This window comes from Methylobacterium sp. WL12 (assembly GCF_008039475.1).
Lineage (GTDB): Bacteria > Pseudomonadota > Alphaproteobacteria > Rhizobiales > Beijerinckiaceae > Methylobacterium > Methylobacterium cerastii.
Genome location: NZ_VRUW01000029.1, coordinates 35,607 through 57,643 on the forward strand (window position 1 = coordinate 35,607; position 22,037 = coordinate 57,643).

The 22,037-nt window shown below is 68.3% G+C and carries 22 protein-coding genes; 14 read left to right on the top strand and 8 right to left on the bottom strand.

Features of this window, described 5'->3' with window-relative positions; translation table 11 throughout:
• Positions 1-7: 7 nt before the first annotated feature.
• Genes FV226_RS27975 through FV226_RS13175 form a run of 3 tightly spaced genes read right to left on the bottom strand, consistent with a single transcriptional unit; the run spans position 8 to position 749 of the window.
• Entirely contained in the window at positions 8-163 is a 156-nt protein-coding gene (locus FV226_RS27975) for a hypothetical protein (protein WP_187278753.1), read from the bottom strand.
• A gap of 5 nt (positions 164-168) precedes the next feature.
• Entirely contained in the window at positions 169-519 is a 351-nt protein-coding gene (locus FV226_RS13170) for a hypothetical protein (protein ID WP_147763254.1), read from the bottom strand.
• Positions 520-524: 5 nt separating this feature from the next.
• Positions 525-749, bottom strand: coding sequence for a hypothetical protein (locus FV226_RS13175; RefSeq protein ID WP_147763255.1), 225 nt, complete (start codon positions 747-749; stop codon positions 525-527).
• A 215-nt stretch (positions 750-964) separates the two neighbouring features.
• Between FV226_RS13175 and FV226_RS13180 the strand changes: the two genes are divergently transcribed.
• The 5 genes from FV226_RS13180 (at position 965) to FV226_RS13200 (ending at position 4,805) form a co-directional block, all read left to right on the top strand.
• Positions 965-1,252, top strand: coding sequence for a helix-turn-helix transcriptional regulator (locus FV226_RS13180; protein ID WP_147763256.1), 288 nt, complete (start codon positions 965-967; stop codon positions 1,250-1,252).
• A 194-nt stretch (positions 1,253-1,446) separates the two neighbouring features.
• The gene (locus tag FV226_RS13185) at positions 1,447-3,084 is read left to right on the top strand and encodes an AAA family ATPase (protein ID WP_147763257.1); all 1,638 of its coding nucleotides are present in this window, start codon (positions 1,447-1,449) and stop codon (positions 3,082-3,084) included.
• Positions 3,085-3,403: 319 nt separating this feature from the next.
• Positions 3,404-4,015: a hypothetical protein gene (locus tag FV226_RS13190; protein ID WP_147763258.1), complete on the top strand. Its 612-nt coding sequence runs from the start codon at positions 3,404-3,406 to the stop codon at positions 4,013-4,015.
• Positions 4,012-4,326, top strand: coding sequence for a hypothetical protein (locus FV226_RS13195; protein ID WP_147763259.1), 315 nt, complete (start codon positions 4,012-4,014; stop codon positions 4,324-4,326). The genes FV226_RS13190 and FV226_RS13195 overlap by 4 nt, the downstream gene beginning before the upstream one ends.
• Before the next feature lie 50 nt (positions 4,327-4,376).
• On the top strand, positions 4,377-4,805 hold the full coding sequence (locus tag FV226_RS13200) for a DUF6634 family protein (protein ID WP_147763260.1): 429 nt from the start codon (positions 4,377-4,379) through the stop codon (positions 4,803-4,805).
• A gap of 240 nt (positions 4,806-5,045) precedes the next feature.
• On the opposite strand, the gene FV226_RS13205 is transcribed toward FV226_RS13200, so the two are convergent.
• Together FV226_RS13205 and FV226_RS13210 are read right to left on the bottom strand one after the other, a co-directional pair.
• Positions 5,046-5,327 (bottom strand): hypothetical protein, encoded by a 282-nt coding sequence (locus tag FV226_RS13205; protein WP_147763261.1) that lies wholly within the window; start codon positions 5,325-5,327, stop codon positions 5,046-5,048.
• Positions 5,328-5,474: 147 nt separating this feature from the next.
• On the bottom strand, positions 5,475-7,373 hold the full coding sequence (locus FV226_RS13210) for a hypothetical protein (RefSeq protein WP_147763262.1): 1,899 nt from the start codon (positions 7,371-7,373) through the stop codon (positions 5,475-5,477).
• Between the two features lie 390 nt (positions 7,374-7,763).
• Here FV226_RS13210 and FV226_RS13215 point away from each other — a divergent pair, with 390 nt between their 5' ends.
• Positions 7,764-8,165 carry a hypothetical protein gene (locus tag FV226_RS13215; RefSeq protein ID WP_147763263.1) on the top strand — a complete coding sequence of 134 codons (402 nt, stop codon included), beginning with the start codon at positions 7,764-7,766 and terminating at the stop codon, positions 8,163-8,165.
• 1,501 nt (positions 8,166-9,666) lie between these two features.
• Here FV226_RS13215 and FV226_RS13220 read toward each other — a convergent pair.
• Complete coding sequence (locus FV226_RS13220; protein WP_147763264.1) at positions 9,667-11,805, bottom strand: heavy metal translocating P-type ATPase; 2,139 nt, start codon at positions 11,803-11,805, stop codon at positions 9,667-9,669.
• Positions 11,806-11,870: 65 nt separating this feature from the next.
• Between FV226_RS13220 and FV226_RS13225 the strand changes: the two genes are divergently transcribed.
• From FV226_RS13225 to FV226_RS27985, 8 genes are all read left to right on the top strand, one after another.
• Positions 11,871-12,293 carry a helix-turn-helix domain-containing protein gene (locus FV226_RS13225; protein WP_147750031.1) on the top strand — a complete coding sequence of 141 codons (423 nt, stop codon included), beginning with the start codon at positions 11,871-11,873 and terminating at the stop codon, positions 12,291-12,293.
• A gap of 82 nt (positions 12,294-12,375) precedes the next feature.
• Positions 12,376-13,335 (top strand): cation diffusion facilitator family transporter, encoded by a 960-nt coding sequence (locus FV226_RS13230; RefSeq protein WP_147763265.1) that lies wholly within the window; start codon positions 12,376-12,378, stop codon positions 13,333-13,335.
• 182 nt (positions 13,336-13,517) lie between these two features.
• A complete protein-coding gene (locus tag FV226_RS27980) occupies positions 13,518-13,763 on the top strand; it encodes a hypothetical protein (protein WP_187278754.1) in 246 nt (81 codons plus the stop codon).
• Between the two features lie 65 nt (positions 13,764-13,828).
• Positions 13,829-14,191: a hypothetical protein gene (locus FV226_RS13240; protein WP_246691596.1), complete on the top strand. Its 363-nt coding sequence runs from the start codon at positions 13,829-13,831 to the stop codon at positions 14,189-14,191.
• Positions 14,192-14,328: 137 nt separating this feature from the next.
• Entirely contained in the window at positions 14,329-15,693 is a 1,365-nt protein-coding gene (locus FV226_RS13245) for an efflux RND transporter periplasmic adaptor subunit (protein WP_147763266.1), read from the top strand.
• 11 nt (positions 15,694-15,704) lie between these two features.
• A complete protein-coding gene (locus tag FV226_RS13250; protein ID WP_147763267.1) occupies positions 15,705-18,962 on the top strand; it encodes a CusA/CzcA family heavy metal efflux RND transporter in 3,258 nt (1,085 codons plus the stop codon).
• Positions 18,963-18,966: 4 nt separating this feature from the next.
• On the top strand, positions 18,967-19,515 hold the full coding sequence (locus FV226_RS13255; protein ID WP_147763268.1) for a threonyl-trna synthetase: 549 nt from the start codon (positions 18,967-18,969) through the stop codon (positions 19,513-19,515).
• A 73-nt stretch (positions 19,516-19,588) separates the two neighbouring features.
• Positions 19,589-19,759, top strand: a complete 171-nt coding sequence (locus FV226_RS27985) for a hypothetical protein (RefSeq protein ID WP_187272914.1) — start codon at positions 19,589-19,591, stop codon at positions 19,757-19,759.
• A 38-nt stretch (positions 19,760-19,797) separates the two neighbouring features.
• Here the strand turns inward: FV226_RS27985 and FV226_RS13260 are convergent, their stop codons facing one another.
• A complete protein-coding gene (locus FV226_RS13260; RefSeq protein WP_147763269.1) occupies positions 19,798-20,868 on the bottom strand; it encodes a DMT family transporter in 1,071 nt (356 codons plus the stop codon).
• 420 nt (positions 20,869-21,288) lie between these two features.
• The coding region (locus FV226_RS13265; protein ID WP_187278755.1) for a cytosine permease at positions 21,289-22,037 on the bottom strand (749 nt) is incomplete at its 5' end.

Sequence of the window (22,037 nt, forward strand, 5' to 3'; positions counted from 1 at the left end):
TCCTCCCTCACGCCCACGGGCTCGCGACCGCCGGCAGGTCATCCGCCGGCGTCTTGGGTGCCGGGGGCGCCGGCGTCGGCCGCTGCCCCCAGGCGATCGTCTTTCCGATGAGGAGCCCGGCCGTGAACGAGAGCGCCATCCAGACCAGCATGAACCTCGTCATGGCGGTCAGCCCTCCCGCGCCGGGAAGGTGCCGACCACGCCCTCGGCGCGGTCCACCGTGTCCCGGTAGGTCCGGTAGACGGAGATAGCCTCCTCCTCCGGGACGCCGCCCGGGGGCGTCAGCACGTTGTCGGGGCGGCCGTCGCGGTAGACGATCGCCACCTCCCAAAGCCGGATTGGCTTCTGCAGCTCCGGGTCGGCGACATAGTCGTAGTGCGGCCTTGGGTACGGCTCGGCCGGCTCTTCCATGACTGCGATCGCCACGCTCTGTCGGGCGAGCCAGGTGTTGAAGTTCGGCTGCCCGGCGAACCGCCGGTCGAGCCGAGCCAGCAGGGCGGGATCGAGGGAGCGGGTCATGGCGCTCACTCCTCCACAGGGGCGAAGGAGTTCGGGTTGGCCTCCGCGTAGGCGTTCGCCGCGGAGAGCGCCGTGTCGGCGAGCTGCTCGCCGAGCGGAGCCGGGTACCGAGAGAACTCGGCCGTAACGGCGTCGCCGCCGTCGTCGGTGCCGGCGCGCTCCATGAGCTTGCGGGTCTCGCCGTCGCCCTCCGGCGTCCAAGCGGTCAGATAAAACCTGTCCTGCGGCATGCCTTCTGTCCCCTGCTGTCCTGTTCCCGAGGGGATTCTGCCACCCGATGAACGATTCGACCTGGACGCCAGAGCGGAAATCTCGCAGCGGACTGATTCGTGAGAGCGCGCCCTAGGAGGTAAACCGGCCGCTGGGCCGTCTCGGACGGGTGCAGCATGTTGGCACGGGTATCCCCGGCCGGTGCCTTTCAGGCCGGCGCGCTACCATCCGGGGCATGGAAATCTTCGCACTCGGAGGGCAGGTCCGGACCGCCCGGATCCACCGCCGGCTCTCGCAGCGCCGGCTCGCCGCTCAGGCGGACGTGAGCCTGTCGTGGCTCGCGAGGTTCGAGCAGGAGGCCGGCATGGAGCCAAGCCTGCACCGCGTGCTGCGGGTGCTCCACGCCCTCGGGCTCGACATGAGACTGACCGTCCACCGGCCGCGCCCGAGCTTCGAGGACATCCGACAGCAGAACGCTGACGAGGATGAGAGCGAGGTTTACCGCGTCATTTCCAGCATGTGAGTAAGACTGTGCACACCATCCGGGGAATCGGCATCTAGCCAAGCTGCCCCGCCCAGGCCTTAGTGATCCTCGTTACTCGAAAGGACTCCGCCGTGACCCTCTCTCGCCTGATGTTGAAAGCCTTGACCGCCGCCTGAGCCAGACAGCTCAGGCCTCGCCGCGTCCTGCTTTCTCTATCTTGCGAGTGTCCTCCGATGACCGACGATTCCAAGCGACTCGGCGCGAGCATGGCCGCCGTGCGCGCCGTCATGCTCAACCCGGCCGAGCTCTCCGGCCCCAAGGCGCCTGAGGCCCCGCTCGACCGTGCGCAGCACCTACGGGGCGGCGAATTCGTGCTGTGGTCCGCCCGGGAGGACGCGCGGCTGCTGCTGACGCCGCTGTTCGACCTCGTGCTACCGGACCCGGTTCTGGCGGCCGTCCGCCGCGCGATCGATGACACGACCGCCGCGACGCTCCGGCGCGCCGAAGCTGCGCTGCGCCGGCCCGTGCCCGACATGTCGAGGACCGCCTGTCTGGAGGTCGCGGATCTGCTGCCCTTCCACCAGTGGCACATGGGCAGCAAGGAGGCTGCTGCGCGCTGCGCCGCCGACGCGCTGGAGAGTGCGTGCGGCTGGGTCGACATGGGCCTGATTTCGGAAGGCTTCCTCGCGTTCCGCGCCGCCTGTCTCTACGCCTGCGACGCGCAGGAGGACGCGTACGTAGATCACTACGTCGGCGGCCCCGTCTACGCCCGGCTCGCCGCCTATGATTTCCGGGCGGAGAGTTGGCTACGGGCGTGGACGGTCATCGCCGGCGCCGAGCGGATGCTGGACGACGAGGACGCGATCCTCCGCGGCGGCGCCGGGCAGCAGGCGGACACATCGGATCTGGCGTCGCTCGACGACATCCTCGCTGAGGCCCAGGCCGCCCAGCGTGCGCGGGCCGAGGCCGACAAGCGCGCGGCGGCTTCCAAGGCCCCCCGCACGCTCGTCGTGTTCCCGAAGCTAGGCCACCTGCCTAAGCCCAGCGCCAGTCAGCAGGACCGCGGCGACAGCCCCCGGGCGCTCGTCGAAGCCTACGCCGAGAAGCCCCTGCCGCTCGTCGCGGCACCGGATCCGCATGCCTTCTCCGCGGCGCTGCTCGCGCGATTCCCTTGGGCACCCGAGGTGATCGAGGCGTACGCCGGCGACCTTGTCGGCGCGCCGTTCGCGGGGTTCCGGCCTCGGATCCTCGTGAGCGGGCCCGGCTTCGGGAAGACAGCGTTTGCGCGCGAGCTGCTCGAAGCCGCCGGGCTGGACGTGACGCTCTACTCGGCCGCCGGGCAGATGGATGGCGGCGCGTTCGCCGGCACGAGCCGTCAATGGGGATCCTGGCGCATGTCTACGAGCGCGCAGGCGATCCTTCGGGCTCAGAAGGCGTCTGTCGGAATCGTCGTTGACGAGGTCGAGAAGGCGGGCACGTCCCGGAGGTGGGGCAGGCTGGATGAGACGATCCTTCCATTTCTGGAGCATACCGCCCGGTCTATCCACGACCCAGCCCTAGAGGCCCCAGTAGATCTCTCGGCCGTCTCGTACGTCCTGACGGCCAACTCGCTCGGCGGGATCGTCGGCCCTCTGCGGGACCGGGTCCCGGCCCTGCATTGGCCCGCGCCCCGGGAGCAGGACCTACCAATCGTCGCGGCGGCGATCCTGGGGGACCTACGTCGGGAACGCGGGCTCGACGCCACCTGGTGCCCGGACCTCTCGCCCGAGGACCTCGACATGATCCCGTGGAAGGGCGGCTCGATGCGGCCGCTGCGCCGGATGGTCGAGACCGTCCTCGCGAGCCGCGACCGGTTCACCGCCCGTCACTGACCCCACCCCAACACCCCCATCCCTGGAGATCTGTCATGTCCTCGCATGCCCGAAAGAAGCTGCCTGTCCTCGAAGCCGCGCGCGAATCCGTGCGGGGGCGAGGGAGCGGGACGTCGTCCGCCCCGAGCTCGCCGCGGCCGTCGTCGTCGTCCTCGACCACGGCGCCCGCGCCTACGCCACGGGACGCGCCGGATCCGGAGACCTGCGAATGCTCGCGCAGCTCCTCCTCATCCTGACGACGGCGCTGCCACCCGGCGATGATCGTCAGGCCCCCCGCTCATGAAACGGATCCGCGGACCCCGCACGCAAGGAGGAAGTCATGCTGTTCAACGAATTCGCGCTGATCGCGTCCCGTGCCCTCAAGGACTACGCGGGCGCTGGCTCGGTCGAGATCACCGCCATCGTGCCGAACCGGCGTGGTCCCGTGATCCGCTGGACCGCACCCCGGCTCGCCACGGAACGCGAGCAGATGCGGAAGCCTGGTGGCGGGCCCTCGGTCGGAGCCATACCCGGTCCCGTGATCCTGGATCTCCTTGCGCGCACGCTGCAAGCGCGGTGGCGCTACGGCACGCCGCGCTGCCCGAAGGATTGGGACGATCAGCTGATCCGGCGTCACCGGCGCGTGTTCGGCCGGATGAGCCCGTCGACGGGACCGGGCTGGTACTGGCTCTGGAGCGCTGGGGCCGAGGCTCTCGTGCGCGCCGGGCTCCCGCCCGGATTCGTGACCGACGACACGAAGGAAAAGTTTGGCCAAGCCCGCTGGGACTGGCACGCCGACAAGGACTCCCAGGCCGCCGAGGACATCATCGAGGCCGTCGACATCCTGAGCGCCTGGATCTGTGAGGACTGCGGGCAACCTGGGAAGCTGCGCCGCGGCAGCTGGATCCGCTGCCAGTGCGACAGGTGCGAGGAAGGGAGGGCAGCGGCATGACCCGGACTCTCATCATCGCCCTGCTGCTGGCCGTTCCGACGGCCGCGGCCGCGCAGCCCGCCCCCGGCCGATACTGCGCCCCGGGCCTGCCCGACGTCACGATCGGTCCCGCGCCCGGGATGCTCGGCATCGACCTCATGGACTGCCGGGGGGCGGCCTACCGCGCCGGGCAGGTCTCCGCCCCGCATTGCTACGGCATGGGCGGGGCCGAGACCTCCTACGACACGGACCTCGCCATCGAGCCGGGGGGCGACCTGACCCACGACGGCGCCCGGTACCGGCTGCAGCCGCCAGGCCGGCTGTGCCCCTGACATTGTGGGATTCGTTCCCCGCGCCCACCATCCGAGAAAGGAGCCCCCCCGTGCGCTTCGCCCGCCTGTCCCTCGCCGAGATCGCCAAGCGTCGCGCTGACGCCGTGCGGGATCAGGACCTCCTCGAAGCGGGCTGGATGCCCGACGAGCGGACCCTCGCCGCCGCTCCATTCCTGACGGACTACGTCGAGACGACGTACCCCGGCACCGGCGAGCCGGCGCTCTACGGCACGTGCACCGGGCACCCGCGTCTCGCCGACGGGCCGGTGATGACGAGCCCGATCCTGGCGCGCGGCCCGGGCTGGATCCGCACGCAGGGTCGATTTTACCGGACGGGGGAGCCGCACCCGGATCCGACGAGGCCGGCGCAGGACGCGTTCGACGAGCTGGTCTCGCGCCTGGAGGCAGTGTCACCGCCTCAGCCGCAGCCGCCGTCCGATCCGAACACGGATCCGCTCGACGATTACCCGTCGTACTGACGCATGAAAAAGGGCGCCGGCCTCGCGACCGGCGCCCGTCCAGGCTGAAGCCCCGGCTGTGGTGCGTCACGGGCCGTGTTGCGAACGCCCGGGGCTTTGCCCTGCGATCACCGCATTTCCGCGCCTTGTGGACCATCACGTAGTTGGAGCCGGGCGTGGATCCGGTCTCGCCGACGATCGTGGCGACCGAATAGCCCTTGGCCCAAAGGTCCAAGACGGCATCGAGCTGGCGCGCCATGCTCAGCCCCCGTCCTGCCGGGGCTCGTCCTTCTGGATTCGAGGCGCCCAACTGGTCCGCTTACGGAAGTTCGGCGGGTCTAGTTCCAGGCCGGCCGCCTCGGCATAAGAGGCGATCACGCGGGGCGCGAATTCGCCCTTGCCCTTCATGAAGTCTGTTAGGCGCCCGGCTCGCACGCTGGGTAGCCGGGTCGCCAGTTCCTTCGGCTTGTAGCCCTCTGCCCGGATGTGGGCCCTGACGGTGGCGGCGGCTTCATCGCACCACCGGTTGTAGCTGTCGAACACGCACGCCTGACCAGCCCCTGCGCACTCAACGCCTGTCCCCAGAAAACCGAATCGACCGCCCAGGTCACCGGAACAGGAGGATCCGCGATTCGAGGTTTTCCTCAACGAATTTCGCACGCCTATTGACGTGACGAATCAGGCTCTTGGCTAGGCCGGCATGCGCCGCTTGGGCTGGTACCCGTTGATGTAGCGCTCCGTTTCTGGCCTGGGCATGGGGGCCTTGAGCCTCGCCTGCGCAGCGGCTCTCGCCGACTTAATCGTCTCCGTCGTCCGGGCGCGGTCACGCAGGTACACCGCGCGATCGTTCAGGATCTCAGCCACGGGATCCTTCGAGCGGCCGAGGCTGACGCGATTCGGCCACCATCTAGCGAGCAGCGACACCCAGTGGCTCGCCTCTTCCTCCTGTTCCGTCTTCGTCAGGCCCGGGACGTAGTCGTAGGAGATCTTCAGGATCGGCTTCAGCGACCGCAGGTAGTAATTGTCCATCGCCGCATTGACGGCTGCGAGGATCGGAAAGTCGCCTCGCTGGAATGCCGCCTTGATCCGCTCCGCTGCCTTGACGGCATGCGAGAACGGGAAATCGAATCCCTGATCCCATTCCCTGTAGAGCCGATCGCCCTCTGCCATCCCCTCAGGCGTCGAGAGCATCGCGATCATCTCCGCGGACAGAACGGGATGAGCGGCCTCGGTAGCGGACTGGACGGGTGCGGTCGGCATCGGCTCCTCACGATTCGGTCTGCGCTTCTGCGGCGGAGCCATCATGCCGTCCGCCCTCGCATTCCGCACCTCCACCCGGCGCTCCCGTGCGGCAGCAGCCCGTGACGCCTTCGCCCGCGCCTTCCGCGCCGCGTCGGCTTCCCACCGGAGTGAATGCCGCTCGGCGATGACCGGGCCCAGATCCGGGGCGGCGGCCTCGGCATGCGAGAACGCGAAGAAGACCGCATCAGCGCCATCGCGCTCGATCGTGTCGAGCAGCCGCTGCCCGCGATAGGCGCCCGTCTCGTACCCCGGCGTGAGCGCTCGCCTCGTGAGGGCCTCGTTGAGAGCGATCAGCCAGGTGTCGTAGCGCTGGAGCATCTCGGAGCCTAAGAGCGGGTTTGCGCCGCCATTCTTCTTCCTGCGCATGACGGTGCTGGGCAGGCTGGAGCCGAGGCGCACCAGCGTCGCAGGCTTGACGCGATAGGCCGGCGCGTCCCCACGCTCCGACATGAACGAGAAATCCGTCTCGCTGATCAGCCGCGTCGGCACGGCGTCCAGCCGCTCTGGAGGCCGCATCCGGATCGTGAGGACGATCTCTGTCACGGCACGACCCTGGTGGACGTCGGCGACCGAGACGATCTCGAACAATCGGACGTGCTCGCGGATCTCGGCCACTGCCGGATCCAGATACCTGAGGCGCAGCTGCCCCACGTGCACCGGCGCCAGCATGCCGAGAATGTCCCCCAGAAGGGACGGTGGCATGCGCATCTCAAAAGGCGGCGCGCCCGGCTCGTACCTGATCCGCTCGGCCGCGATGTGAGCCAATATCTCCCGGTAGAGGAACGGCGACGATCGCCGGCGAAATCGGGCAAGTACGGCGAGGTCGATGTGCGCGTATCGCGTGCCCGGTTGCTGCACCGGCACTACCCACCCCGGCAGGTGGAAGTAGAACATCGCGCCGAGCTTCAGCGGCTCTGGCTTGCGGTCGAACAGCCTCTCAAGGGCGGCGACGAGCTCGCGTGGTTGTGCGGAGTGACCGCCGACAGAGAGGACCGTCGACGCCTGCCTGACTGAGCACATCCGCGCAGCGCGGATCGTATCCTCAGTTTCGACTCCTACGACGCTGAGGGCAACGAGCATCTCGAACAGGGCGATGTCGCGGACCGTGGCCTTCGGGTTGTGGGCGAGCGTCCGATCCCTCAGCCACGCAACGGAGCGGGGCACAGACGGCGCGACGTCGAGGAACGCCTCGGGGCTCACTAGGGCCTGAGCCAAGTCCCCACGGATTTGCGGGACGAAGGCAGAGCGGCGTGTTGGCACGCGACGAAGGTTGGAAGCGGTGCTCATGTCGGCCCGTTCTGCAAATCTGCAACGAAACGATACGCCGAATTTGGCTTCTCACAAGAGCACGGAGTGGGGAAAAGCGGACCATTGTTCGGGGCGCAATGCTAATAGAATAGGCGCAGAGGCCGTCGGCAGGGTTGGGACGGGTCTGAACGGCCCGGAAGGAAGGGAAAGTCGGTCGGTCCCTATTAGTATTACGAACAGTCTCCGCCCATTCTCCCTCGTAAGCAGCCCTCTTTTCAGTTTCAGATTTGCAAGTTGTCGATTGCACGATCGCACGTTCCCGCCGACCGCGACGGTTGCGGTTCTACATCTCATGCCGGTGAGAAAGGCCGTGATCCTTTCATCCCGGGGAGCGATGATCCGCTCATCGCTCCCTCCGGATCCGCCGCCGTGTTCCTGTCCCTGCCCACCGCAGACGTCGACCCAGACGACTTGGTCTTCGACGATGACGAGACCTACGCCCCCGGTGCAGATCTGCACCCAGTCGCAAAGGCGGCCGCCGATGCCAGGAGCGCAGCCGCCCGCAACCGCGAATACCGCCAGCGTGTCGCCGACCGCACGACCCTCGACATGGTCCTCGTCGACGCCATGGTCTCGCAGCAGATGCACGTCCGGGACGAGATCCGGATCAAGACCGGCGTGACCCGTCCTCCGGCGCCGGAGATCTACCTGGGGCAGGTCATGCGCCTCGCGTTCCGCGAGCTGCTCTCCAGGGGGTGGGAGAGGCAGAAGGCGGCTGACGCCCTTACGTCGCGCCTCGGGCCCAAGCAGCCGCATCTGCCTCCGCTGTAGCCGACACTGGGAGCTGTCCGATGCAGGGGCCGCGAGCCCCATGGGAGCGGGTTGTGCAGCTACACTCCAGGGACGGGTTGGCTCAGCCACCCGTCCCTTTCCATGTCAGGCCCCCCATGCGCCTCGCCCTCGCCAGCCTCGATGCCGTGCCGGCCGCCATCAAGACTTGGCATCCGACGGCCATCGTCTTGGTCTAAAGCCCGTCCTCGCCTGAGCCCCTGCCGGCATGGGACAGCTACCACCTGCACTTGGCATTCTCCGACATCGAGGCAGTCCGCCCGGTTTGACCGTCCCGCCGGGCATAAGAGATCCGCAGCAGCTGAAACCACAAAGCGGTGAGGAAGACGATCGCATCCGGTCACATAGCGGTGGCAGTGCTGCCCGACGAGACGATCGACGCCGAGGTTGCGGACCGGCTCTGGGAATACAACACGAACCCGAGCCAACGCCGGCGAGGGGAATCGGCGCGGGTCGAGGCCTCGATGGTGGAGGTCGCCGCGCGGAAGGCTACGGGGGTCGAGGAGATCCCGCCGGCGGTGTGCGATCGGCAGGTCCCGTCCCCCGTGGAGGACGTGGAGCCCGATGCGGATCCCGCGCCGCGGGCAGTCCCGGTGATCGCCGCTGACTTCGAGGAAAATCCGGTGCAACGCCCCCGTCAAGATCCTCGATGGGTACTAGCGCATCAGCCATATCAACCGTGTTACCGACGAGTTCACGATCCCCGAGCCGCTCGGCTTCTGCGCGCCCGTGAAGTACCTGCGCAAGCTGGATCTCGCGCACTTGAGCGCCGGTGGCGGGGTGCGCGTGCGACGGACGGAGATCCCTCTCGCCGGCGTGCCGAGCTACTTCGGAATTATTTTACCAAAAGCAAATCGCTGAATTAAGGGGTAATCGACACAATTTTAATTGCTGAGGTCTCTACAACTAACGAAGCGGGGCGTGCGGCATGCTTAATATAATTCATGAGGATATTTCGACCCGGCGGCGAACCCTGCATGCAAGGTCACCAACATGCTCGACCTGCTATTCCTGATAGTCCTAGCTGATAGCCGTTGATGATAGCCGACCCAATGATCCGCATTTCACCACCAAAGTTCCGCATTGAATCAACCTAGAGTAAAACAAAGGCCGCCTCCGAAAGGAGGGCGGCCTTTGTCGTTTCTGAGCGGTGATGCTCAATGCGAAGCATGGGTAGCCTAGCTCGGTGCGCCGACGGTGTCGGAACGCAAGAGCCTGGGCGCCTACCCTTCCGGCGATGCAAGGAGGTTCCCGGAGAAGGGCCGCGGGATGCGCTTTCTGCGTCCTTCGAAGTCGAGAACGAGTGAAGGCGGCGCCCCCTTTCGGAGACCCGCCTTCTGGATTTGTCCACGGGAGGGGTCAAAGGTAGATTGACGACGATCTCCAGGGACAACCTGTCCGCAGCCCACGGAGCGAAGTCTACCGAATGAAGCCGACGGCTTCGAGCTTCGCACGTCCCACGCCGCGCCAAGGCGCCATTCGCCTAACGAAGCCGCATGCCAAGCAGCCGCAGCGCATTGCCCGTGACGAGCACCGTGGCTCCGGTGTCAGCCAGGATGGCCGGCCACAGACCGGTGATGCCGGCGACGGTGGTGACCAGGAACACGAGCTTCAGTCCGAGCGCGATGGCGATGTTCGCGCGGATGTTCGCCAGCGTCCGGCGGGATAGCTCGACCATCCGCGCCACGTCGGCGACGCGCCCGTGCAGCACCGCGGCATCGGCCGTCTCCAGCGCGACGTCGGTGCCGCCACCCATCGCGATGCCGACATCGGCGGCCGCGAGCGCCGGGGCGTCGTTGATGCCGTCCCCGACCTTCGCCACGACCGCACCCCCGGCCTGGAGCTCGCGCACGATCCGCTGCTTGTCCTCCGGCAGGAGCTCGGCCCGTGCCTCGATGCCGAGCGTTCCCGCCACCGACCGGGCGGTGCGGGCGTTGTCGCCGGTCAGCATGACCGCCCCGATGCCCTCCGCCGCGAGACGGTCGATTCCGGCCTTGGCGTCGGACCGGGGCTCGTCGCGCATGCCCAACAGCCCGACCAACGCCCCGTTCGCCAGCAGGGCGGCGACCGTCTTGCCCTCGCCCTGCAGGGTGGAGATCCGCGCCTCCTGCTCCGCCTTGAGCGTCACGCGCGCTGCCGCCTCCCGCGGCGATCCGAGGAACAGGTCGAGGCCGCCGACATTGCCGGTGATCCCCTTGCCGCCGAGCGCCTTCGACCCGAATGCCGGAGGCATCGGTGCGCCGGCTTCCGCCGCCTTGGCCAGGACCGCCTTGGCGAGCGGATGCGAGGAGCCCGCCTCCAGCGCGGCGGCCAGGGAGAGGACCTCCCGTTCGGACCGGCCGAACGCCAGGACGTCGGTGACCACGGGCTTGCCCTCGGTCAGGGTGCCGGTCTTGTCGAAGGCCACCATGGTCACGGCGGCGAGCCGTTCCAGCACGGCGCCGCCCTTGATGAGCAGGCCCCGCCGGGCGCCTGCCGAGAGCCCCGCCGCGATGGCGGCCGGCGTCGAGATGACCAGGGCGCAGGGGCACCCGATCAGCAGGATGGCGAGCCCCTTGTAGACCCAGCCGTCCCACGAGCCCCCTAACAGCAGCGGTGGCAGGATCGCGACGAGGGCGGCCACCGCGACCACGGCCGGGGTGTAGATGCGGGAGAAGCGGTCGATCATGCGCTCGGTCGGGGCCTTGGCCTCCTGGGCCTCCTCCACCAGCCGCACGACCCGGGCGATGGTGTTGTCCTGCGCCGCCGCGGTCACCCGCACCCGAAGCGCGCCGTCCCCGTTCACGGTCCCGGCGAACACCGCATCGCCCGGTGCCTTGCGCCGCGGCACGCTCTCGCCGGTGACCGGCGCCTCGTCCACCGCGCTCTCCCCGTCGAGGACGGTTCCGTCCGCCGGGACCCGGTCACCCGGCCTCACCAGGACGGTCGCCCCGACCCGCAGGCTCGCCGCGGGCACCCGCTCCATCGATCCGTCGCCCTCCAGCAGGGCCGTGTCCGGCACCAGGCCGGTGAGGCCGCGGATGCTCGCCCTGGCCCGGCCTGCGGCCACCCCTTCCAGCACCTCGCCGACCAGGAACAGGAAGACGACCGTGGCCGCCTCCTCGGTCGCCCCGATGGCGGTCGCGCCGATGGCGGCCACGGACATCAGGGTCTCGATGGAGAACGGCGTCCCGTGCCGGGCGGCCGCGACGGCACGTCGAGCAATCGGTACCAGGCCGACCGCCATGGCCGCCAGGAAAGCCCAGCGCTCCGTTGCCGGCGCGGCTTGGCCGACCGCGTAAGCCAGCACCAGGGCCGCCGCGCAGGCGAACGCCAGCAGCGCCTTCGGAGACCGCCACCAGACCGGCTCAGGTCGTTCGGCATCCGACACCGTGTCGGCGGAGGGGGCCTCGGCGCCGTAGCCCAGGCTGCGGACCGTCGCCGCGATGGCCCGGGCGTCGGTGGCGGGTCCATGCCGCACCGTCAGCGTCTCGGTCGCCACCGAGACCGAGATGTCCTCGATGCCGGGTAGGCGCCGAACGGCGTTCTCGACCTTGGCGGCGCACGAGGCGCAGTCCATCCCAGTCACGCGCAGGCGCGTCGGGGGGCTCTCGGTTCGGTCCGGGGTCGCAGCGTCGCTCATGGCGGGTGCCTTCCGCATCTCTCGAAGGCACCCTACTTCCTCCAGCGACTAGAGGAGCAAGCGGAATGAAGCCCATCGCCATCGGGGAGTTGTCGCGGCGCGCCGCGGTGAAGGTCCCCACGATCCGGTTCTACGAGGAACGCGGATTGCTGCCGACGCCGGTGCGTACGGAAGGCAATCGCCGCACCTACGGAGAGGGCGACGTCCGGACGCTGCGGTTCATCCGGCACGCCCGCGAGCTCGGCTTCGAGATCGCGGATATCCGAACCCTTCTCGACCTGGCCGGACATCCCGATCGGCCTTGCGGGGAGGCGGACGCCATCGCCCGGAAACACCTCGCCGACATCGACGACCGGATCGCCCGGCTTACCGGCCTCAGGCGGGAGATGCAGGCCATGGTCGAGCAGTGCTCGGGCGGCGACGTCGGGGAATGCCGCATCATCGAGGTGCTGGCCGACCACGGCGAGTGTCTCAGCGACCGGCACTGACCGAGGCCGAAACGCAGGCTTGCTCCTCTAGTGGGTAGAGGAGTTAGGCATCGATGCTTGCACCCTCAGACCAGAAGCCGAGATGACGGAACGCCACGACCACGCCGGACACGACCATTCCGAAGCCCACGCCGGGCACGCCCACGGCCCCGGACACAGCCACGCCCCGGCGAGCTTCGGGAAGGCGTTCGCCATCGGCATCGCCCTCAACGTCGGATTCGTCGTCGTCGAGGCCACCTACGGGGTGCTGGCGAACTCGATGGCCCTGCTGGCCGATGCCGGCCACAACCTTTCCGACGTGCTCGGCCTCGTGGTGGCCTGGGTCGCCATGGTGCTGGCCAAGCGCGCCCCGAGCGCCCGCTACACCTACGGGATGAAGGGCTCGTCGATCCTGGCGGCCCTGTTCAACGCGGTGTTCCTGCTGGTCGCCGTCGGCGCCATCGCCTGGGAGGCGATCCAGCGCTTCGGCGAACCAGCACCCGTCGCCGGCAAGACGGTGATGATCGTGGCCGCGGTCGGCATCCTGGTGAACGGCATCACCGCCTGGCTGTTCGCCTCCGGGGCCAAGGGCGACATCAACATCAAGGGCGCCTTCCTGCACATGGCCGCCGACGCCGCCGTCTCGGCGGGCGTGGTGATCGCCGGCCTCGTGATCCTCTACACCGGGTGGACCTGGCTCGATCCCGTCGTCAGCCTTGCCATCGTTGCGGTCATCGTCTGGAGCACCTGGGGCCTCCTGCGCGACAGCCTCACGCTGTCCCTCGCCGCCGTCCCGCCGGGCATCGATCCGGACACGGTCCAAAGCCATCTCGAAGGACTGCCCGGGGTCGCCGCCCTGCACGACCTGCACGTCTGGGCGATGAGCACTACCGAAACCTGCCTCACCGCCCATCTCCTGATGCCCGGCGGCCGACCAGACGACGCCTTCCTGATGGACGCCGCCGCCGGGATCAGGGAACGGTTCGGCATCGGCCACACCACCCTGCAGGTCGAGACGAGCGCCGACACCGCCTGCACCCTCGCCCCCGCCCACGTCGTGTGAGCCATCGGAAACATGCCCGACCGTAAGGGGATGCCTTCAACCCGTGCGACCGAAGGAGCCCTGTATCCGTGTCGCGAGACATCGGTTCGGTGCTTCCGGCCACCGATGGATGAACGGCGGTTTCAGGCCTCGTTCAACCGTCGAAGCCGATCCTGACGGCATCATCCCTTGAGGAACGAGCCATGCGTGTCCGCATTCCGGCCTTGGTCGCCGTCAGCCTGATCCTCGCCCCGGCCGCGGCGTCCGCCCAATACTACGGCGGCGACTTCGACCGGCGCGGCGACGTCCATGTCGATCGCTACCACCATGGCGACCATGACGACGTCGTCATCCACCGATCGCACCGGGATTACGGCGACCGGGCGTACTATGGCGAGCGCCGGTTCTACGGCGAGCGCAGGCACCACCATCATCACGACGACTATTGAGGTTCCGTCCTCGTCGTGGCTCACCCGGCATGTACGGGTGACCCTGAATCGTTCATAAGGCGACCATGACCACGGGACCCCGGATCAGGGCCTACGAGACGATGCGCGGCTGGTGGGCGACCACCGTCCGCGTGCTGTCGCTCGTCCTGGTCCTGTCGCTCGTCGTCCCCGGCACGGTCCATTCCTCCGAGGCCCATCGCCCGGCTAGCCATGGACTGTCGGTGTCCGCCCCGACCGAGGCGGCCGGCACCGGCCACGGCGATGCCTGCCCGGCCTGTCACGCCAACTGCGGTTGCCATCAGGCTCTTGGGGTCGACGAAGCACCTGCGTTGCCGTCCCCGGCGACCGGGCGTGCTCTGTACGCGACCGTGACCACCGCCATCGGGTCCGTCTCACCGGACCGTTTACCGAGGCCGCCTCGCGCCTGAGGCCGCATCGCCACGACCGTGGCGCTTGCCTGCCGTCCATCCTTGCGGATGCCGGCTTCCTCATCGAGCGTGATCCGAACCGGATCCAGGAAGCCGCTTGAGCGGCTCGCCGGATCCCAGGCGAATGGCCTTCCTCCATGCGTGCACTCCTCTCCGTGGCCTTCCTGGCCATCGGCATCGCCGTCGGCGGTGCCTTCCCCCGTGTGTCCGAGGTCGTGCAGGGCGCGCTCGCCGCCGCCGGCCTGACGAACGCCCGGGCAGCGCCGCCGACCAACGCAGCCATGACTAAGCCGGCGACACCCGCAGCCGACGATGGCCACGGTCATGGCGAGCATGGCCACGAGCATGCCGACGCCGAGCCCAAGCCTGCCGGCGAGCACAAGCACGCCGAGGGCGAGGCGCACGGCCACGACGATGAGGGCGAGGGCAAGATCAAGATGACGGCCGAGCAGGCCGCCGAGCAGGACATCAAGCTCGCCACGGTCGAGGGTGGCATCCTCTCACGACATCTCCTGGTGCCTGGCACCATCGCCCAAGACGCCGACCGGATCGCTCGCGTCCCCGTGCGGGTCGTCGGAACCGTGGCCGAGATGCGCAAGCGCCTCGGCGAGGAGGTCGCCAAGGGCGAGGTCGTGGCCATCCTCGACAGCCGCGAGGTCGCCGAGGCGAAGAGCGACTTCCTCACCGCGACAGTCAAGGCGGACCTGGAGAAGACCAACTTCGACCGCCAGCAGGCCCTCTGGGACAAGCGGATCTCGGCCGAGTCCGCATTTCTGAACGCCAAGGCGGCCTACTCGGACGCGACCCTTCGGGTCGACCTGGCACGCCAGAAGCTATCGGCCCTGGGGCTGAACGCGGCCGAGGTCGCGACGTCCGCCAAGAAGGACGAAACCACCCCGAACCTATCTTCGCTGCGCCGCTACGAGCTCAAGTCCCCGCTCGCCGGCCGTGTGGTCGAGCGCAAGGTCGATGTCGGAACCGCCGTCGGCAAGGAGGGCGATCCGGCCGACGTCTACACCGTCGCCGATCTGTCCTCCGTGTGGATCGAGCTCGCCATCCCGACCACGGAGCTGTCGAAGGTCCGCGAGGGCGCCAAGGTCACCATCGTCGGAGGCGACGACGCCTCCCGCGGCGTGGGCACGGTCGTCTTCGTCAGCCCGATCCTCAACGCCGAGACGCGCTCGGCCCGGGTCATCGTCGCCCTGCCGAACAAGGACATGGCCTGGCGGCCGGGCACCTTCGTGACGACCGAGGTCGAGATCGCCCGCGACCCGGTGAAGGTGCGGCTGCCGAAGTCCGCGATCCAGACCATCGGCGGCGAGAAGGTCGTGTTCGTACGGACCCCGGACGGCTTCGAGCGCCGGGACGTGACGCTCGGCAAGGCCGACGACGACGCGTACGAGATCCTTACCGGACTCAAGCCCGGCGACGAGGTCGCGGTGGCCAACTCCTTCGTCCTGAAGGCCGAGCTCGGCAAGGCCGAAGCCGACCACGACCACTGAGGGCGGCCATCATGATCTCGAAGATCCTCGACTTCTCCGTCCACCAGCGCTGGCTCGTGGTGCTGCTGTCGCTGCTGGCGGCGGGCTTCGGCGTCTTCTCGCTGACGAAGCTGCCCATCGACGCGGTGCCGGACATCACCAACAACCAGGTGCAGATCAACACCACGGCGCCGTCGCTCTCGCCGGTCGATATCGAGAAGCAGGTGACCTACCCCGTCGAGACCGCGCTCGCCGGGATCAAGGGCCTCGAATACACCCGCTCGCTCTCGCGGAACGGCTTTTCGCAGGTCACCGCCGTCTTCTCCGAGAAGCTCGACATCTACTTCGCACGGCAGCAGGTCGCGGAGCGGATCGGCGAGGCGAAGTCGACCCTGCCGCCGGGGGCCGAGCCGCACATGGGCCCGATCTCCACGGGCCTCGGCGAGATCTACATGTGGTCGATCCACTACGCCCAACCGAAGGATCGTAAGGTCTCCCCGGACGGCAAGGCCGGCTGGCAATCGGACGGGAGCTACCTGACCCCGGAGGGCCAGCGGCTCACGACGGAGCTCGAACGCACCGCCTACCTGCGCACGGTCCAGGACTGGATCATCCGGCCCCAGGTGAAGACCGTGCCGGGGGTCGCCGGCGTCGACAGCATCGGCGGCTTCGACAAGCAGTACCACGTCCAGCCCGACCCGATGAAGCTGACCGCCCTCGACCTGTCGTTCGCCGACATCGGCCGGGCGCTGGAGGCCAACAACGCCAACCAGGGCGCCCGCTACCTGGAGGACAACGGCGAGGGCTACGTCGTCCGTGCCGCCGGCCGCCTGGAGACGATGGAGGACATCGGCTCCGTGGTCGTGACCACGCGCGGCGGGGTGCCGGTCCGCATCTCGGACATCGCCGAGGTCCGGATCGGGCGCGACCTGCGCACCGGGTCGGGTAGCGAGGACGGGCGCGAGGTCGTCATCGGCACCGCCCTGATGCTGATCGGCGAGAACAGCAGGACGGTCTCGGCCGCCGTCGACGCGAGGATGACGGTGATCCGGCGCACGCTCCCCCCCGGCGTCGAGGTCCAGACCGTCCTGAACCGGACCCTGCTGGTCGAGGCCACCATCCGGACGGTCGCGAAGAACCTGGCCGAGGGCGCCGCCCTCGTCATCGTCATCCTGTTCCTGCTGCTGGGCAACATCCGGGCGGCCATCGTCACGGCGCTGGTGATCCCGGTGGCGATGCTGATGACCATGACCGGCATGGTCCAGGGCCGCATCAGCGCCAACCTGATGAGCCTCGGGGCGCTCGACTTCGGCCTCATCGTCGACGGGGCCGTCATCATCACCGAGAACGCCCTGCGCCATCTCGCCGGGCGGCAAACCGAGCTCGGTCGCAAGCTCGACCTGGAGGAGCGCCTCGTCACCGTGCGCGTCTCGGCCGAGGAGATGATCAAGCCGTCCCTCTACGGGCAGGCCATCATCATCCTCGTCTACGTGCCGCTCCTCACCTTCACCGGGGTCGAGGGCAAGATGTTCGAACCGATGGCGCTGACCGTCATCATCGCCCTCGTCTCGGCCTTCGTCCTGTCGCTCACCTTCGTGCCGGCGATGATCGCCATCGTCATCACCGGCAAGGTCACCGAGACCGACAACGTCCTCATCCGCGGGATCAAGGCCGCCTACCGTCCTGTCCTTGGCGCCGCCCTGCGCGTCCCGTTGACCTTCGTCGCGGTCGCCATTGTGCTGCTCGTCGGCGCCGGCTTCCTGTTCACCAAGCTGGGGCAGGAGTTCATCCCCCAGCTCGACGAGAAGAGCATCGCGCTGAACGCCCAGCGCATCCCCTCGACCTCCCTGACCCAGTCGCAGGCGATGCAGCTGAAGGTCGAGCAGGCGATCAGCCGATTCCCCCAGGTGGCCTACGTCTTTTCGAAGACCGGTACCGCGGAGGTCGCCTCCGACCCGATGCCGCCGAGCTCGTCCGACACCTTTGTCATCCTGGAGCCGCAGGAGGAATGGCCCGATCCGGACCTGTCCAAGGCCGACCTGCAGGAGCAGATCGAGAAGGCCCTCGGGGCGCTCGCCGGCAACGTCTACGAGTTCTCCCAGCCGATCCAGCTTCGCTTCAACGAGTTGTTGGCCGGCACCCGCGGCGACCTCGCCGTGAAGGTGTTCGGCGAGGAGTTCGAGCCGATGCTGAAGGCCGCCAACCAGGTCGCCGCGATCCTGCGCGGAACCGAGGGCGCCGACGACGTCAAGGTCGAGCAGACGGCGGGCCTGCCGTTCCTGGAGATCAAGATCAACAAGACGGAGGCGGCCCGCCTCGGCCTGAGCACGTCCTCGATCCAGGACGTCATCGGCGCGGCCATCGGCGGCCGCGAGGCCGGCATGGTGTTCGAGGGTGACCGCCGCTTCCCCATCGTGGTGCGCCTGAACGACAAGGTCCGCGAGGACCGCGAGGCCCTGGAGAACATCCCGGTGCCGCTGCCCCCGGGCGTCAACGGGCGGGCCTCCTCGGTGCTCCTGAAGCAGGTCGCGAGCTTCTCCGTCACCGAGGGACCGAACCAAATCTCGCGCGAGAACGGCCGCCGCCGGGTCGTGGTCACCGCCAACGTGCGCGGCCGCGACATCGGCTCGCTGGTGGCTGAGGCCCAGGCCAAGGTCGCGTCCGGTGTGCAGCTGCCGTCTGGCTACTACGTGACCTGGGGCGGGCAGTTCGAGAACCTGGCCTCCGCCCGCCAGCGCCTCATGGTCGTGGTGCCGGTGTGCTTCTTCCTGATCTTCCTGCTGCTGTTCTCGGCCCTGAACTCGGCGCGGGACGCCCTCCTAGTGTTCAGCGCGGTCCCGCTGGCACTGACCGGCGGTATCGCGGCCCTGTGGCTGCGGGGCATGCCGTTCTCGGTCCCGGCGGCGGTCGGGTTCATCGCCCTGTCCGGGGTGGCCGTCCTCAACGGCCTGGTGATGCTGAGCTACATCAAGCAGCTCATCGCGGAAGGTCGACCGAGGCGCGAGGCGATCCTCGAAGGCGCCATGACCCGGCTCCGGCCGGTGGCGATGACCGCCCTCGTGGCATCGCTCGGGTTCGTGCCGATGGCCCTTGCGACGGAGACCGGGGCGGAGGTCCAACGCCCATTAGCGACGGTGGTGATCGGCGGCCTCATCTCGGCGACCCTGCTGACCCTCGTCGTCCTGCCGGCGCTCTACGTGCGCTTCGCCGGTGCCGTCGCCCCGAGGAAGGCCACCGTCGAGAAGGAGGGTCCCCATGCACGCCCCGTCCTGCCCCAGGCCGCGGAGTAGGACGATGTCTCGCCGCCCCGCGCTCGCACTGACGGTGGTGGCGTGGACAGGCGCGGCCATGGCGGCGGAACCGACGGCGGGCGAGGCGCCGTTCGGATTGGCTTGGGGGCCGATGGACTGGGTCGACAAGCCCTCGATGGTCGACCGCGAGGCGAACCTGACCGGCCTGTACTATTTCCACGACCGGCCGCTCGCCTCAGGACCCGACACCGTCGAGGTGGTCCTGGTGGTGTGCAGGGACCAAGGTCTCCAGCAGGTCGTCTGGGTCGGGCGGCCGCTCGACGGACCGGCTTATGCCACCGCCCGCGAGGCCATCCGGCGCGAGGGGGTGCGCCGCTACGGCGAACCGCGGTTGGGCCCCGTCCCGGGGTCGCTGGTATGGCCATCGGGTCGAGCGTTCCTGGAGACGCGCACGTTGCCGGACGGCGCCCGCGAGTTGGTGATGTCCGCGTCCGGCCCGGACTATGCCGCCTGCTCGGAGAGCCACCGCACCGCCACGGGCCACCCTGCCGGTGCCCACATGGCGGACCTGATCGGCGAGATGGTCCCGTAATCGTGCCGATCCGTCACGGCCTGCAGCGCCTCTCCCCGACCCATGGAACCCATCGGCATGGGATCAGGGGGCGATGACCGGCAAGAAGCTCGCCCGGCAGATCGGGGAATTCGGCGGCGGAAGCAGGCGCCGACGCAAGGTCAGACCGCATGTCCTGAGGGCGGCGCGACGGTCATTCCTGATGTCGGCGATGGCCATCGCCGTCGTGTGCGCGCTGTACTGCTGGTTCTACGTCCCGCGGTGACGAAACTCGACCGCGGCGCCGATTGCCCCCGCGCCGGCTCAACCATGTCCGTGGCGATGGTGAAGGTCGGGGTAGTGCACGTGCTTGTGCCGCATCGGCTGGTGGCGATGCCAGTGGGAGTGGGGCTCGGTCACGGGACCATCGTGGTCATGGTGATGATGTTCGTCGTGCACGTGCCCATGCTCATGGCCCATCGCCTCGTGCGAATGCTCGTGGTCGTGCCGTTCCGCGAGGTGCAGCCAGAGGCCGACCCCCATCAGGAGCGCGGCGACGACGAGTTGCGGGGTCACGGGTTCCGGCAACAGGACCAAGGCGACGACGGCCCCGATGAACGGGGCGAGCGAGAAGTAGGCCCCCGTCCGCGCGCTGCCGAGATGGCGCAACGCGAACACGAACAGCACCAGGCTGACGCCGACCCCGAGGAACCCGACGACGGCCGCGAAGCCGATCATGCCGGGCGGCGGCAGGCTGGCACCGCGTGCGAGGGCCATGGCCAGGTTGGCGCCCCCGGCGACGAGCCCCTTGGTCAACGCGATCACGACCGGATCGGCGGAGGACAGCTTGCGGGTCAGGTTGTTGTCGACGCCCCAGGCGAGGCAGGCCAGCGCGATCAGGCCGCCGCCCGCGTCGAGATGGACGCCTTGGCCTTGCCACGACAGCGCGACGGCGCCGGCGAGGATGGCCGCCGCGCCGAGCAGGAGGCGGCGGTCCACGTTCTCGCGGAACACCACCCAGGCGATGCCCATGGTCGCCAGCCCTTCTAGGTTGAGCAGGAGCGAGCCCGAGGCCGCTGACGTCCGTGCCAGCCCCAGCATCAGCAACAGGGGACCCGCCACGCCCCCGAACAGCACCACCGCGAGCAGCCACGGTGCGTCCGACCTGCGTAGGGGGGCCTCCGGCGCCTCGATCCGGAGGGCGGACCGGCTGCCGTGGACGGCGGCGAGGCCGACGCCCGCACCGAGATACAGGAGGCCAGCCAGCGCCTGCGGGTCGACCGATCCCAACAGCAGCTTGGCGAAGGGGGCCGATGCGCCGAACAGGACGGCGGATGCCAGTGCCAACGGCACTCCGGGCCAGAGGTGCGCGTGACGATGGGCGTGCTCGAACATGCCGCATGATAGCACTGGCGAAGAATGCCGTATCCGTCCTGTGATACCGTTCCATCGAAGCCAAGACCGCCCGCAGCAGCGCGAGCACGTGCCTTAGGTCGCGCTAAGTTGCCCCAAGTTGTCGAGTAGCGGTTAGGATTTAACGCTCGGTACCGACTGCACCCGACCCAACCCAGCCGCATGGATTGCCCGGCGTTCTTCCTGAAAGCGGCCATTCGTCGGCCGTCCGGCAACTTCGGCTGAGGGTGGCAAGCGAACTCCGGCCTTGCGTCCGTAAGCGGACGTTCCGCATCCGACCCAACTCTACCGAAGACTGCGCTTTTAGGTGCTCCTCTAAGCAGACATTCATTGGGTCGCAGAAAGTGGAAAGGAGTTTGGCGCCTCCTTTCCATCGACGGTTAATGGCGAGCACCAAGAAATTCAGGCCGCCGCGCCTGCCGTGCGCGGCACAATAACTGGCGATCTTCCCATCAGCAGGACGTGGAAGGCCGCGCCGAGAACCGCACCAATCAACCAGCCCCAATCGCCGCCGTTCGGTACGATGCCGTAGGCGCCCATGGCAGCGAACCCGATGGAGACGATGCCGGCACCAACGAGGGCAATGATCGCCCTCCTGTTCCAGCCACCCTCGAAATAGAGCGAGCCGTTCGGGTCCATCGTATAGAGATCCTCGATCACCACGTTCTGACGTTTGACGATGTAGTAGTCTGCCACCATGATCCCGAACATCGGTCCGAGGATCGCGCCGAAGACGCTCACGAACAGCGTGATCGCCGAAGGACTAGAGACGAAGATCCAGGGGCAGACCATGACCGACAGGATCGAGGTGATGAGCCCACCCAGGCGGAAGTCGATCTTCTCCGGGTGGAGGTTGGCGATGTCGTAGGCCGGGGAAACGAAGTTCGCGACGATGTTGATGCCCATCGTGGCGACGATGAAGGTGATCGATCCCAGCGCCACGACCCACGGATTGCCGATACGCTCCACGATCTCGATCGGGTCCATGATCGCCTTGCCGAAGACCTGAACGGTGCCGGCCGTGACGATCACGGTGATGATCGCGAAGACGATGAAGTTCACCGGCAAGCCGAGGAAATTGCCGATCTTCATCGACCTCTCGTTGCGCGAGAATCGTGCGAAATCGCCGAAGTTCAGGAGCAACGCGGCGA